The sequence below is a fragment of the Streptomyces incarnatus genome (genome assembly GCF_001027185.1).
In the GTDB taxonomy this organism is placed as follows: Bacteria; Actinomycetota; Actinomycetes; order Streptomycetales; family Streptomycetaceae; genus Streptomyces; species Streptomyces puniciscabiei.
The window spans coordinates 6,864,670-6,878,306 of sequence record NZ_CP011497.1 but is presented as its reverse complement, the minus strand read 5'-3'; the positions used below and the strand labels follow the sequence as shown (position 1 = coordinate 6,878,306).

Here is a 13,637-nt window from a genome sequence, read left to right as displayed (position 1 = left end):
CCGACTCGACTCGCGAGGGCCGCGTGAAGGACACAAAGGTGCCAAAGGCCGAGTCTAACGGGGTGGAGGCAGACGAATGCGCCCGTGGGTCGTCAGGCGAGATACGCCGGCGCCGCCACGGGCAGCGTAAATCGGAACTCGGCGCCGCCGCCGGGGGCGCGGCCGACCGTGATGGTGCCGCCGTGGGCCTCGACGATGCCCTTGACGATGTACAGCCCGAGGCCGGTGCCGCCGCGCTTGCTGCCCCGCCAGAAGCGGGTGAAGACGCGGTTCATGGACTCCTCCGGGATGCCGGGTCCTTCGTCGCTCACCGTGACCGACGTGCCGTACTCCTCGCCCTCCCGCGGGGACGCGGTGGGCGTGACGTCAATGGTGACGGTTCCCTCGCCGTGCCGCACGGCATTTTCGATGAGGTTGCTGAGCACCTGGTCGATCTTGTCGGGGTCGGCCCACAGGCCGGGCAGCGGCTGCTCGATGCGCAGCAGGAAGCGCTCGGCCCGCTGGCCGGCGGCGACATAGGCCTGGATGTGCCGGGAGACGGCGGCCCCGATGTCGACGGGCTGCCGGCGCACCTCCAGCCGCCCGGAGTCGATCCGCGAGATGTCCAGCAGCTCGGCGATGAGCCGGGTGACCCGGTCGGCGTCGGCGTCGACGGTCTCCAGCATCAGCCGCTTCTGGTCGTCGGTGAAGCGTTCCCACTTGGCCAGCAGCGTGGCCGTGAAGCCCTTCACGGAGGTGAGGGGGGAGCGCAGTTCATGGGCGACCGTCGCTATCAGCTCGGCGTGGCTGCGCTCGGTGCGGCGGCGGGCCTCGGTGTCCCGCAGGGAGACGACCACCCGCCGGACGGGCCCCAGGGGCCGCTCGCGCACATACCGGGCGGAGACCAGCACCTCCCGCTGGCCGGGCAGCAGCAGATTCCGCTCCGGCTGCCGCACCCGGATCGCGAGGCCCCCGTAAGGGTCGGTGAGCTGCCACCAGCGGCGGCCCTCCAGGTCCTCCAGCGGCAGCGCCTTCTCCAGGGGCTGCCCGAGGGCGTCGGCGGGGTGTTGGGCGGTGATCCGTGCGGCGGCGGCGTTGAAGCAGACGACGCGGCCGCGCTCGTCGGCGACGACGAGGCCGTCGGGCAGCTGGTCGGGGTCGAGACCGCAGCCGTCGTCACCCTGCCGGGGCGCGGGTGCACGCCGCGCGTCCCGGCCTTCCGGCGCGGCGCTCGTGCCGGCCACACTCATCCCCGTACCCCACCTCTCAGACCGCGCAGGGCCCCGAGCTGGTCACCCTACTAGCTCTGGGTGACGGAGCGGCACCCTCCGGAGGCGCGCTGTGCACGAGCCGACGCGTAGAGACATACGGCGGCGGCGGTGGCGAGGTTCAGGCTCTCGGCCTTTCCGTGGATCGGCACGCGCACCACGGCGTCCGCGAGTGCCCGGGTCTCCTCCGGCAGCCCCCAGGCCTCGTTGCCGAACACCCACGCGGTCGGCCCGCCCATGGTGCCCTTGTCGAGCTCCTCGTCGAGGTCGCGGTCCCCCGCCCCGTCGGCGGCGAGAATGCGCACCCCCGCGTCCTTCAGCCCCTCGACGGCCCGCTCGACGGGCACGCCGACGGCGACCGGCAGATGGAAGTGGGAGCCCACGGAGGCGCGTACGGCCTTGGGGTTGTAGAGGTCCACGGACGCGTCGGTGAGGATCACCGCCTCGGCGCCGGCCGCGTCGGCGCAGCGCAGCACGGTCCCGGCGTTCCCGGGGTCCCGCACATGTGCGAGTACGGCCACCAGCTTCGGCCGGGCGGCGAGGACCTCCTCGAAGGGCGTGTCCAGGAACCGGCACACCCCGACCAGCCCCTGCGGGGTGACGGTGGTGGAGATGTCGGCGATGACGTCCTCGGACGCCAGATGCACCCGTGCACCGGCGTCCCGCGCGGCCCCGACGATGTCGGCGTACCGCTCCGCGGCCTCGACGGTGGCGAACAGCTCCATGAGGGTGGGCGTGCCGTCCGCACCCCGGTGCCCGGCGGCCTCCCTTGCGGCCTGCGGCCCCTCCGCGAGAAACAGCCGGTCCTTCCCCCGAAAGTTCCGCTTGGCAAGCCGCCGGGCGGCGGAGACGCGTGCGGACCGGGGGGAGATCAGCTCGGGGCTGGGCATCCTGTTCTTCACCTTCGAGAAAGTCTTCACTTTGTGGCGCCGGTGGGCTGCAGCGCCCCTTCAGGGGGCGCGGGGAACTGCGCGATCAGCCCCCACCGGCCCGCAGCCGCACGAATCGCACCACAACCCCCAACAACAGGACCCGCAAGCCATAAAGCCTGCGGGTCCAGTGAACGTCGGCCTAAAGCCAGCGCAGCGTCACGCGGCCTTGGGCGCGTTGACGTCCGACGGCAGCGCCTTCTGCGCGACCTCGACGAGCGCGGCGAACGCGCCCGCGTCGTTGACGGCCAGCTCGGCCAGGATCTTGCGGTCGACCTCGACGTTCGCGGCCTTCAGACCCTGGATGAAGCGGTTGTAGGTGATGCCGTTGGCGCGGGCAGCGGCGTTGATGCGCTGGATCCACAGCTGACGGAAGTCGCCCTTGCGCTTCTTGCGGTCGTTGTAGTTGTAGACCAGCGAGTGGGTGACCTGCTCCTTGGCCTTGCGGTACAGGCGCGAACGCTGACCGCGGTAGCCGGAAGCCTGCTCGAGGATCGCCCGGCGCTTCTTGTGGGCGTTGACTGCCCGCTTGACGCGTGCCACTTGTTAACTCCTTGTAGCGGGGTCGTGGTGGTCCTCACACGACCCGGAAACGATTCGGTCCCGGTCCAGACGTACGGCGCTCAGACGGCGCCGCAGGTCACTTGCCGAGAAGCTTCTTGATCTTCGCGGCGTCGCCCGGGGCCATCTCGGCGTTGCCGGTGAGGCGACGCGTGACGCGGGACGACTTGTGCTCGAGCAGGTGGCGCTTGCCGGCGCGCTCGCGGAGCACCTTGCCGGAGCCGGTGATCTTGAAGCGCTTGCTGGCACCGCTGTGCGACTTGTTCTTCGGCATAGCGCCGTTATCTCCTCGTCGGTGGCGCTCCGGTGCCCGGTCGTGAAACCGGGCACGGTGGAGCGTCGCTCTTCTATCGGTTACATCCTCGGGGACGTACGGCGACGCACATCCCCCGGGATCACGCCTCGGCGGGCTCCTCGGCGGGCGCCTCAGCCTCGGCAGGGTTCTGCGACCGACCGGGGTTCGCCTTCGCCTCGGCCTTGCGGGCCTCCTGCGCCTGGCGGGCCTCGGCCATGGCCTCGGTCTTCTTCTTGTGCGGACCGAGGACCATGATCATGTTCCGGCCGTCCTGCTTCGGGTTCGACTCGACGAAACCGAGGTCCTGGACGTCCTCCGCGAGCCGCTGCAGCAGCCGGTAGCCCAGCTCGGGCCGGGACTGCTCGCGACCACGGAACATGATCGTGATCTTGACCTTGTCGCCCTGCTTGAGGAACCGGACGACGTGACCCTTCTTGGTGTCATAGTCGTGCGGGTCGATCTTCGGCCGGAGCTTCATCTCCTTGATGACCGTGTGCGCCTGGTTCTTGCGCGCCTCACGGGCCTTCATGGCCGACTCGTACTTGAACTTCCCGTAGTCCATGAGCTTGCACACGGGCGGACGGGCGTTCGCCGCGACCTCGACCAGGTCCAGGTCGTACTCCTGCGCAAGCTCCAGTGCCTTCGCGAGCGGCACGATGCCGACCTGCTCGCCACTGGGACCGACAAGTCGCACCTCGGGAACGCGAATCCGGTCGTTGATGCGGGGCTCGGCGCTGATGGATCCTCCTCGGTAGCACCACACGGCGGTCTGGCGGACAGCCGCGTATGTCTCTTTTCGTAAGACCTAACCGCGCCGAAGCACAAAAAATGCCCCGGACGATCACAGGCGGGGCTCCAACGCACTACCGGAGCACCGCCGCGATGCCGCGGGGCGCGCTTTCGGGCGACTCCATCGTCCGTACGGAACGATGGTGGCCGCCTGACCGGGTGACCCGCCGTCCCGGGGGACGGTCAGGTGGGAGATCGGAGCCTCCACTTGTGGGCCGCGCACGTGAGTGTTCGGCCGGTCGTGGAACACATTAGCAGGATCGCTTGTCAAGGGCGAACCGGGGCCCGCTTCACAAGGCCGTCGAAAGACGTAACGGCGAACCGCTTATCGTGTGGGGCATGAGTGAGACCCCTCCTGAGAACCCCGACTTCGACGCGATGACCCGGGACATCGCCGAGGTCCCCGCCGTCGAGGTGATCGTGACGGTCGCCGTCAACCTGATGAGCGCCGCCGCCGTGAAGCTCGGGCTGAGCGAGGAGGGCGAGAAGTACAAGGACCTGGACGAGGCCCGCAAGCTGATCACCGGGCTCGCCGGCCTGCTGGACGCGAGCGCGACCGAGATCAGCTCCTTCCACGCCGCCCCGCTGCGCGACGGCCTGAAGTCCCTGCAGCTGGCGTTCCGCGAGGCCTCGATCGTCCCGGACGAGCCGGGCCAGGGACCGGGCGAGAAGTACACCGGCCCGGTCTACGGCTAGCAGAAGCGGGGATCTACCCCTTCACGTACAAGGGCTCGCCCGGAGGCGTGGTCCCGGCCGGCAGCAGTGCCAGGTCGAGGCCGCGCACCAGGCGGGCCCTCAGCGTTTCGTCGGCGGCGAGCCGCTCGGCCACCGCGCGGGCGGCCTCGGCGGGCACCGCGGCCGGGTCGAGGACCAGGGCGAGGGTGCCGTCGGCCTGCCCGGGGCCGAGGTGGGCGCGCAGTACGGCGGGCTCCGCCGCCACGGCCGTACGGACGGCCTCGGTCACGGCCGGGTCGGCGAGCGGGTCGGTGCTGGTGCGGCCCTCGGCGAGGGCGAGCAGGGCCGGGCCGGTCAGCTCGAACGGCACCGGCCCGGCGAGGTCCAGCACGACCGTGTCGGCCTTCTCGTGGGCGGCGGCCTGGAGCGCCTGGTGCAGGGGTACGGCGACCGGGCGGGCCGCGGGGTCCCAGCGGGCCAGTGAGTCGGTGGAGGTGAAGGCGGGCAGGGCGGTGCGGTGGCCGGCCTTCAGCGTGGGTACGGCCATGTCGCTGGTCTTCTCGCGGCGCAGGCCCTTCTCGTCCTCCTCGACCTCGCCGAGCACGGCGACGACCGGGACCAGCAGGCGGGCGCCCCTGAGCGCCTCCAGGACCGGCCCGAGGGCGTCGCGGTCCTCGGCCCAGGCGGCGAGCGCCGCGCTCAGCCGGGGGTCGGCGGAGCCGTCGTCGTCGGAGAAGCCGGGGTCGGGAATGTTCTTGTTCGCCACGGTCACCGACCTTATCGGGGGCGGGCTGCCGCGCTCGTGCGGGGCCGGAAACACCGTCGTCACCGGCTTCACGGGAATCTCAGCTTTCCCTGACGCACATCTCAGCTCCGGCCAACGGGGCGCACAGTCCGGGCCCCGAGCATCGCGGGCATGGAGTCCTCCAGAGCCTGCCGTGGCCACCATGGCCGCGATGGCCGCGATGGCCGCGATGGCCGCGATGGCCGCGATGGCCGCCGTGCCCGCCGGTCCCGGCGCCGTCCGCTGCTGTCCGTCGCCCTCGCCGTGGTCGCCGTGGGCGGGGTCACGGCGGGGGGCACGGCGTTTGTGAGGGCCCGGGCGCACTCGGGGACGGCGGCCGTATCGTCGGCGGCGACGACCTCGGCCTCCCCCTCGGCCGGGGCGGGCGAGGAGGCCTCGGTGGAACCCGGGACGGAGCCGGCGGTGGACCGGACGGCGCTGCTGGGCAAGGCGATGTCGGCGGTGGGCGTGCCGTCGGGCGCTCAGGTGTCGGCGGCGGTGCTGGCGGTGGACTCCGGGGAGAGCGTCGCGTACGGGAACGCGGCCTTCGACACCGCGAGCATCGTGAAGGTCGACATCCTGGCCACGCTGCTGCTCCAGGCGCAGGACGCGGACCGGCGGCTGACGGCCACCGAGAAGGCGTACGCCACGAAGATGATCGAGAACAGCGACAACGCGTCCGCGACGGCGCTGTGGCACACGATCGGGCGGGCGGACGGCCTGGACGCGGCGAACAAGCGCTTCGGGCTGACCGCGACCTTCGGCGGCGAGGGTGAGCTGTGGGGGCTGACGCAGACCACGGCCACGGACCAACTCGCCCTGCTCCAGCAGGTGTTCTTGGAGGGCTCCGAGCTGAGCGCGGCCTCCCGGGGCTATGTGCGGGGACTGATGGAGTCGGTCGAGGCGGACCAGCGGTGGGGGGTGTCGGCCGCCGCGGAGGGCGACTCCTGGGCGCTGAAGAACGGTTGGCTGCCGCGCAGTACGACGGGCCTGTGGGACGTGAACAGCATCGGGCGGGTGACGGTGGGCGGCACCGGCTACCTGGTGGCCGTGCTGTCCAGGGGCACGCGGACACAGGCGGAGGGCATCGCGCTGGTGGAGGCGGCGGCGCGGGCGGCGGTGTCGGCGTTCACCGGCGAGTGACTCCGGCTCCCGGCGCCGCCCGCCTCACCGGCATTCCGGCCATCGCCCGGCAGCGGTCGCCCGGTGCCGTGGTCCCGTCGTCCCGTCGCGTCAGGCCCGCCGCCTGCGGCCCCGCCACAGCACCACGCCCGCCACCAACAGGACCCCGCCGGTGCCGCCGGCCAGGGGGCCCGCCCAGTCGGCGGTCGAGGACGCGGCCTTGGAGGTGTCCGGGCCGGCGCCGAAGTACTTCTTCCCGTACGACGCCACGCGCAGGCTCTCCGGCCTGAGCCGGTCGGCCGCCCGCAGGGCGGCCGCCGGGTCGATCATGCCGAAACCCCGGGAGTCGTCCCGGCCGCCGACCGGCGCGTCCCGGGCGGTGTCCTCCAGGAGCTTCTTGATCTGGACCGGGCCCAGGTCGGGGTGGGCGGCCTTGACCAGCGCCGCCGCGCCGGAGACGAAGGCGGACGCGGCCGAGGTGCCCCAGCCTTCGTAGTACTTGTGGTCGGGGTCGGCGATGACCACGTCGACGCCGGGCGCGCTGACCGCGGCGTACCAGCGGCGGGTCGAGAAGGAGGCGCGGGTGCCGTAGCGGTCGACGGCGGTCGCGGCGATGACGCCCGGGTAGGCGGCCGGGTAGGAGACGTGGTCGCCCTTGTCCCCGCCGTTGCCCGCGGAGGCGACGACCACCACGCCCTTCTTCAGGGCGTACTGCACGGCCTCGTCCTCGCTGGGCTCGGGGTGCGCGGAGTTCGAGTCGTCGCCGAGGGAGAGGTTGATGACGTCGGCGCCGTGGTCGGCGGCCCAGCGGATGCCGTCGGCGAGGGCGTTGCCGCGGGTCGTACGGGCCTTGGTGCGGGCGGGGTCGCCGTCCTCCAGGATCACCCGCACGGGCAGGATCTTCGCCTCCGGTGCGACGCCCATGACACCGGCGCTGTCGCCCGGGCCATGGCCGTGTCCGGCGATGATGCCGGCCATGGCGGTGCCGTGCCGGGCCCAGTCGCGGTCGCCCTGCGTGGCGCCGAAGCCGATCATGTCCTGGGCGGGCAGGACGTTGCCGGCGAGGTCCGGATGGTCGGCCTCGACGCCGGTGTCCAGGACGGCGACGGTGACGCCCTTGCCCTTGGTGGTCCGCCAGGCCTCGTCCAGGTGCAGCGCGGACAGGCCCCATTGCTGGGCACGGATGCCGTCGGCGTGGGCGGCGGTGGCCGGCGCCAGGGCGAGGGCGCCGGCGAGCAGCAGGCTCAGCGCCGCGCCCGCGGGTGCCACGCGGTGGCGGGCGCGTATCGATCGCCTCGTTCGCCTCATGAAGGTTTCTCCGTGGCCGTGCCGATGCTCTGGCGCAGGCGCCGTTCGATGCGGTCGGCCAGCCCCTGGGCCTCGTTGCCGAGCCCGGCCTGGGCCGGTGCGGTGGTGGCACCGGCGCTGACGGCGTCGGCGGCGGGCTGGGGCGCGTCGACGCTGCGGCCGTCGGCCCAGCCGGAGACGGCGTAGGCGACGACGGGGGCGTCCGTGAGGACGGAGACGGTCCAGGAGGCGCGCTGCCCGTCGCCGAAGCCGGCCGAGGCGGTGCCCTCGGCCGCGTACGGCCGGGGCATCAGGTCGGCGCGCCGGTCCAGTCGCTCGGTGCGGAAGCGGTGGGCGAGCGCGGACATGGCGGCCGGGTCGGCCTTGGTGAACAGCAGGCCGACGGTGGTGACGTAGCTCTGGGTGGCGTCGGTGTAGGTGGCGCGCAGCAGCCGCTGGCAGCCGACCGGGGCGAGCACCTTGGACAGCAGCGGGTCGAAGGCGTGCGCGCAGCCGGTGTCCGGGGCCACCGCGATCCTGGTCCAGGTGCGGTCGGCGCCGCCGGGTCCTGCGCCGGTGCCCTGGACGGTGGGCGGGAACAGCTGGTCGACGGGCGCGTTGTGCCAGAGTGCCCCGGCGGTGGCGAAGTGGTCGCCGGTGGGGTCGTCCGCGCCGTCGTCGGTGAGCCAACTCCCGGTCACGGCACCGCCGATGAGACCGAGACCGAGCACCAGGCAGGCGGCAGCGGCGGCGGTACGGGGGCCCACCCGGTACCAGGGCCGCCCACCGAACGCCGCGGGCTCCCGGGCCCCCGTCACGGACCCGGCGGCCACCGCGGCGCTCCAGGACAGCGCGGGATCCGGCACGAAGGCGCCGGCCACCGGCGGCCCGACGGGATGCGCCGGCGCCATGGGACTCCAGGCGCCCGTCCGGGCACGCCCGGCGGACACCGCGGAGGCGCCCCCCGGCCCGGCGGAGGGCCGTCCGGACGCGGCACCGGGACGCGGCGCCTCCGTCGCGTCGGCCACCGGGCGCAGCCGCGCCGTGGTCTCGGACGCACTGACCGGACGCCCGGACCCCGCCGACTCCGACGCCGTGACCGGCCGGTGCGGGGCGGCCGGCTCCGAGGCGGTGCCCGGGCGGGACGGGGTCACCATCTCCGGCGGTGTGCCCGGCCGACGCGGGGCCACCGGGTCCGACGCGGTGATCGGCTGACGCGGAGCCGTCGACTCCGGCGACGTGACCGGCCGACGCGGGACCACCGGGTCCGACGCGATGATCGCCTGACGCGGAGCCGTCGACTCCGGCGACGTGACCGGCCGACGCGGGACCACCGGATCCGACGCGGTGATCGGGCGGAGCCTGGTCGTCGTCTCCGAGGGGGTCTCCGCCGGGGCTCCCGGCCGGCGGGGTTCCCGGCCGGGGCGGTGGGCCGCGCGCCCCGTGTCCGGCGGCGCGTCGGGGAACCGGGCCGAGGCGGGCGGCGGAGGCGGGCTCACCGGCTCACCGGCGGCGGGTACGACAGGACGCGGCGCGCCGGGCCGACCCCCCTGCCCGGCACGACCACCGGTGCCTTCACGCGAGGCCCGACCGTCACGCCCAGCGGCCTCGCCGGAAGCCGAACCGTTGCCACCGGACCGCGCGGCCGTCGGCGAGCCGCCGCCGAGGGACCCCACACCCGAGGCCGAACCGCCGCCGAAGGACCCCACACCCGCAGCCGAACCGCCGCCGACCGATCCACCAACCGAAGCCGAACCACCGCCGAAGGACCCCGCACCCGAAGCCGAACCGCCACCGAAGGACCCCGCAGTCGAAGCCGAGCCGTCGCGCGCGGACCGCCTGTCCGGAGCCGGGTCACCGCCCGCCGCTCCTCCGGCCGATGGTGAGGAGTCGCGACCGGTCCCCACGACAGAGGCCGAGTCCTCCGCCGGGAAGCCGCCGGCGGGCGCCCGTAGCTCACTCGCGGCCGCTCCGGCGGAAGGCGCGCCGCCGCGTGCGAAGCCCGCAGCCGACACGCGGCCATCGGCCGCCGACGGGCGACCCGAAGGGCCGCCGCTGCCGGCGAGGCCCCCGCGAGACGGGCGGCCGTCGGTCGCGGGTGGCTGCGGAGAGGTTCCCGGCTCGCCTGTCGTGGCCCCGTTGGGCATGCGACCGGCGGGCGGGGTGAAGACCGACGGCTCGTCGTCGGGGTCGGTGGGCGGGGCGGACGGGCGGGGCGGGTGCGGGGGGCGCGGCGGGATGGGAGCGTGGCGCGCTTCCGTGGTCATGCACCCCCCGTTTCCTCGTGCCCGGGCCGTCCTCACGTACGCGGGCCGCTGCGCTGCTCGGCCGCGCCCGGCGCGAAGGCTCCCGGGCACGCATACCCGTACGGCCGGACCGGCATCCCGGTTCAGGTGAAGCGGCCGGGCGCGTTCCGCCGTACGTGCGCGTCACTCTACGGGTTGTCCGGGGCGGAGACAGAACCAGTCCGGAGCGGCGGGGCATCTGCCCGGTACGTCCCCCTACCCTGCGGTAATCCTGTCTGGCAGGCTTCCGTCATGACTGCGCGCGCCGCCGACCGGGCCCGTTACGACCGGGCCACCGCCCATCTCGACGCCCCTTGCGCGATCGTGGACCTGGACGCCTTCGACGCCAACGCGGCCGATCTCGTCCGCCGGGCCGCGGGCAAGCCGGTCCGGGTCGCCAGCAAGTCCGTGCGCTGCCGGGCCCTGCTGGAGCGCGTCCTGGCCAGGGACGGCTTCCAGGGGATCATGTCGTTCACCCTGGCCGAGTCGCTGTGGCTGGCCCGCTCCGGGTTCGACGACATCCTGCTGGCCTATCCGTCCGCCGACCGGGCGGGCTTCGCCGAACTGGCCGCCGATCCCAAGCTGGCCGGTGCGGTGACCGTGATGGTGGACGATCCGGCGCACCTCGACCTCATCGAGGCCGCCCGCGACGGCGGCCGCGAAGTGGTGCGGGTCTGCCTGGAGTTGGACACCTCGCTGAAGCTGCTCGGCGGCCGGGTCCGGGTCGGCGCCCGCCGCTCTCCGCTGCACTCCCCCGCCCAACTCGCCGAGCTGGCCCGGTCGGTGGCCCGGCGGCCGGGCTTCCGGCTGGTCGGGATCATGGCCTACGAGGGGCACATCGCGGGCGTCGGGGACGCGGTGGCCGGGCGGCCGCTGCGGTCCCGGGCCATCCGGCTGATGCAGGCGGCCGCGCGCCGGGAGCTGGCCGAGCGGCGGGCCGCGGTGGTGCGCGCGGTGCGGGCCGTCGTACCGGACCTGGAGTTCGTCAACGGCGGCGGCACGGGCAGTGTGCAGCACACCGCCGCCGAGGACGCGGTGACCGAGATAGCGGCCGGTTCGGGCCTGTACGTGCCCCGGCTCTTCGACAACTACACGTCGTTCAGCGGCCGTCCGGCGGCCCTGTTCGCCCAGCCCGTCGTACGCCGGCCGGGGGTCGGGGTCGTCACCGTGCTCGGCGGCGGCTACCCGGCCTCCGGCGCCGCGGGTGCCGACCGGCTGCCGGTGCCGTACCTGCCGGAGGGGCTTTCGTACGACCCGCAGGAAGGTCCCGGCGAGGTGCAGACCCCGCTGCTCGGCTCGCCCGCCGACGACCTGCTCATCGGCGACAAGGTGTGGTTCCGGCACGCCAAGGCGGGCGAGCTGTGCGAGCGGTTCGACGCCCTGCACCTGATCGAGGGGGACACGGTCACCGCGACCGTGCCCACCTACCGGGGTGAGGGACAGACCTTCCTCTGACAGTCCCTGCAGGTTCCTCTGACGGTCCCTACAGGGGCGTGACGTACGCGCCCGCGATTCCGCCGTCCACCAGGAAGTCGGTGGCGTTGACGAAGGAGGAGTCGTCGCTGGCCAGGAAGGCGACGGCGGCGGCGATCTCCTCGGCCTCGGCGAACCGGCCGACCGGGATGTGCACCAGGCGGCGGGCGGCCCGTTCCGGGTCCTTCGCGAACAGCTCCTGCAGCAGGGGGGTGTTGACCGGGCCCGGGCACAGCGCGTTCACCCGGATCCCCTCACGCGCGAACTGCACGCCCAGCTCCCGGGACATGGCGAGCACGCCGCCCTTGGAGGCGGTGTACGAGATCTGCGACGTCGCCGCGCCCATCCGGGCCACGAAGGACGCGGTGTTGATGATGGAGCCCTTGCCCTGGCGCCGCATGTAGGGGATGGCCGCCTTGCAGCACAGGTAGACCGAGGTGAGGTTGACCTCCTGGACGTGCTTCCAGGCCTCCAGGCCGGTCTCCAGGATGGAGTCGTCGTCGGGCGGGGAGATGCCGGCGTTGTTGAAGGCGACGTCGACGCTGCCGTAGGTGTCGTACGCCGTCCTGAACAGCGCCTCGACCTGCTCCGGGTCGGTGACGTCGACCTTCACGAAGAGCCCGCCCACCTCGTCGGCGACGGCCTTGCCGCGGACCTCGTCCACGTCCGCGCAGACCACGTGGGCGCCCTCGGAGGCGAGCCGGCGGGCGGTGGCGAGGCCGATGCCGCTGCCGGCTCCGGTCACGACGGCGGTACGGCCGACGAGGCGGCGGCAAACACTGTTGTCGGTCACTGTGCGGGGCCCTCCGTGCTCGGGGAGACGTTGCTGATGAAGACGTTCTTGGTTTCGGTGAAGGCGGTCAGGGCGTCGGGGCCCAGCTCGCGGCCGAGGCCGGACTGCTTGAAACCGCCGAACGGGGTCCAGTAGCGGACGCTGGAGTGGGAGTTGACGGACAGGTTGCCCGCGCGGACGGCCTGGGAGACGCGCAGGGCGCGGCCGAGGTCCCGGGTCCACAGGGAGCCGGAGAGGCCGTAGGGGGTGTCGTTGGCGAGACGGACCGCGTCCTGTTCGTCGGTGAAGGGGAGCAGGACGGCGACGGGGCCGAAGATCTCCTCGCGGGCCGCCCGGCCGTCCGGCCGCTCCCCCGTCAGGACCGTCGGCGGGAACCAGAAGCCGGGGCCGTCGGGGGCGCTGCCGCGCAGGGCGGGCGCGTCCTCGGGGACGTACGACCGTACGCGATCCAGCTGTTGACGGGAGATCAGCGGACCCATCTGCGTCTTCTCGTCCGCCGGATCGCCCACGACGACGGCGGCCAGCGCGTCGGCGAGGAACTCGCGGGCCTCCTCCAGCACCGTCTCCTGGACCAGGATCCGGGTGCGGGCGCAGCAGTCCTGGCCGGAGTTGTCCAGGAAGGAGAAGGGGTCGAGGGCGGTGGTGAGGTCGGCGTCGGCGAAGACGATGTTGGGGCTCTTGCCGCCGAGTTCGAGGGTGACCGGCTTGACCAGGCGGGCGCAGCGCTCCATGACCTCGCGGCCGGTGCGGGTGGAGCCGGTGAACACGATCTTGGCGACGTCCGGGTGGTCGACCAGGGCGCGTCCGGCGGTGTGGCCGTGACCCGGCAGCACCTGGAAGACGTGCTCGGGCAGGCCCGCCTGAAGGGCGAGTTCGGCGAGGCGGAGCGCGGTGAGCGGGGTGGTCTCGGCGGGCTTGAGGACGACCGCGTTGCCGGCCGCGAGCGCCGGGAAGGAGCCCCAGGCGGCGATCGGCATCGGGAAGTTCCACGGGGCGATCACGCCGACGACGCCGAGGGGTTCCTGGAAGGTGACGTTCCAGCCGCCGGGCACCGGGATCTGCTTGCCGAGGAGGCGTTCGGCGCCCCCGGCCGCGTACAGCAGCAGGTCGCGGGCGTTGCCGGCCTCCCAGCGGGCGTTGCCCACGGTGTGGCCGGCCTCGCGGACCTCCAGCTGGGCGAGTTCCTCGAGGTGCGCGTCGACGGTGTCGGCGAAGCGGCGCAGCAGCCGGGCCCGGTCGGCGGGGGCGAGCGCGGCCCATCCCGGCTGGGCGCGCGTGGCCCGTACGACGGCTGCGGCCACGTCCTCCTCGCTCGCGGCGGGGACGGTGGCGACGACCTCCTCGGTGGCGGGGTTGAGGACGACGAGCTCGTGCGGGTCGGACACGTGGTGACCTTT

The 13,637-nt window shown here is 73.6% G+C and carries 14 protein-coding genes; 4 read left to right on the top strand and 10 right to left on the bottom strand.

Going from position 1 to position 13,637, the window contains the following annotated elements:
* Window positions 1–92: 92 nt before the first annotated feature.
* The 5 genes from ABB07_RS31155 to infC form a co-directional block, all read right to left on the bottom strand.
* The gene (locus ABB07_RS31155) at window positions 93–1,229 is read right to left on the bottom strand and encodes a sensor histidine kinase (RefSeq protein ID WP_208901840.1); all 1,137 of its coding nucleotides are present in this window, start codon (window positions 1,227–1,229) and stop codon (window positions 93–95) included.
* A 50-nt stretch (window positions 1,230–1,279) separates the two neighbouring features.
* On the bottom strand, window positions 1,280–2,137 hold the full coding sequence (locus ABB07_RS31150; RefSeq protein ID WP_208901839.1) for a TrmH family RNA methyltransferase: 858 nt from the start codon (window positions 2,135–2,137) through the stop codon (window positions 1,280–1,282).
* A gap of 198 nt (window positions 2,138–2,335) precedes the next feature.
* Entirely contained in the window at window positions 2,336–2,719 is a 384-nt protein-coding gene (gene rplT / locus ABB07_RS31145) for a 50S ribosomal protein L20 (protein ID WP_004002577.1), read from the bottom strand.
* Between the two features lie 97 nt (window positions 2,720–2,816).
* A complete protein-coding gene (rpmI, locus tag ABB07_RS31140; protein WP_003977225.1) occupies window positions 2,817–3,011 on the bottom strand; it encodes a 50S ribosomal protein L35 in 195 nt (64 codons plus the stop codon).
* 121 nt (window positions 3,012–3,132) lie between these two features.
* Window positions 3,133–3,795: a translation initiation factor IF-3 gene (infC, locus tag ABB07_RS31135; protein WP_208901838.1), complete on the bottom strand. Its 663-nt coding sequence runs from the start codon at window positions 3,793–3,795 to the stop codon at window positions 3,133–3,135.
* 365 nt (window positions 3,796–4,160) lie between these two features.
* Here infC and ABB07_RS31130 point away from each other — a divergent pair, with 365 nt between their 5' ends.
* Entirely contained in the window at window positions 4,161–4,517 is a 357-nt protein-coding gene (locus ABB07_RS31130) for a DUF1844 domain-containing protein (RefSeq protein WP_158919391.1), read from the top strand.
* Between the two features lie 13 nt (window positions 4,518–4,530).
* Here ABB07_RS31130 and ABB07_RS31125 read toward each other — a convergent pair whose 3' ends face one another.
* Window positions 4,531–5,262, bottom strand: coding sequence for an SseB family protein (locus tag ABB07_RS31125; RefSeq protein ID WP_208901837.1), 732 nt, complete (start codon window positions 5,260–5,262; stop codon window positions 4,531–4,533).
* 150 nt (window positions 5,263–5,412) lie between these two features.
* Here ABB07_RS31125 and ABB07_RS31120 point away from each other — a divergent pair, with 150 nt between their 5' ends.
* On the top strand, window positions 5,413–6,423 hold the full coding sequence (locus tag ABB07_RS31120) for a serine hydrolase (RefSeq protein WP_208901836.1): 1,011 nt from the start codon (window positions 5,413–5,415) through the stop codon (window positions 6,421–6,423).
* 90 nt (window positions 6,424–6,513) lie between these two features.
* Here the strand turns inward: ABB07_RS31120 and mycP are convergent, their stop codons facing one another.
* Window positions 6,514–7,710 carry a type VII secretion-associated serine protease mycosin gene (mycP, locus tag ABB07_RS31115; protein ID WP_208901835.1) on the bottom strand — a complete coding sequence of 399 codons (1,197 nt, stop codon included), beginning with the start codon at window positions 7,708–7,710 and terminating at the stop codon, window positions 6,514–6,516.
* Complete coding sequence (locus tag ABB07_RS31110) at window positions 7,707–8,600, bottom strand: hypothetical protein (protein WP_244189568.1); 894 nt, start codon at window positions 8,598–8,600, stop codon at window positions 7,707–7,709. Before ABB07_RS31110 ends, mycP begins: the two co-directional genes overlap by 4 nt.
* On the opposite strand from ABB07_RS31110, the gene ABB07_RS31105 reads away from it, so the two are divergent.
* Complete coding sequence (locus tag ABB07_RS31105) at window positions 8,599–8,904, top strand: hypothetical protein (RefSeq protein WP_208901834.1); 306 nt, start codon at window positions 8,599–8,601, stop codon at window positions 8,902–8,904. The two genes, ABB07_RS31110 and ABB07_RS31105, sit on opposite strands and share 2 nt — an antisense overlap.
* 1,322 nt (window positions 8,905–10,226) lie before the next feature.
* The gene (locus ABB07_RS31100; protein WP_208901833.1) at window positions 10,227–11,429 is read left to right on the top strand and encodes an amino acid deaminase/aldolase; all 1,203 of its coding nucleotides are present in this window, start codon (window positions 10,227–10,229) and stop codon (window positions 11,427–11,429) included.
* Between the two features lie 28 nt (window positions 11,430–11,457).
* Here ABB07_RS31100 and ABB07_RS31095 read toward each other — a convergent pair whose 3' ends face one another.
* Both ABB07_RS31095 and ABB07_RS31090 read right to left on the bottom strand, forming a co-directional pair.
* Window positions 11,458–12,240, bottom strand: a complete 783-nt coding sequence (locus ABB07_RS31095) for a 3-oxoacyl-ACP reductase (protein ID WP_208901832.1) — start codon at window positions 12,238–12,240, stop codon at window positions 11,458–11,460.
* Complete coding sequence (locus ABB07_RS31090; protein ID WP_208901831.1) at window positions 12,237–13,625, bottom strand: aldehyde dehydrogenase family protein; 1,389 nt, start codon at window positions 13,623–13,625, stop codon at window positions 12,237–12,239. Before ABB07_RS31090 ends, ABB07_RS31095 begins: the two co-directional genes overlap by 4 nt.
* Window positions 13,626–13,637 lie beyond the last annotated feature (12 nt).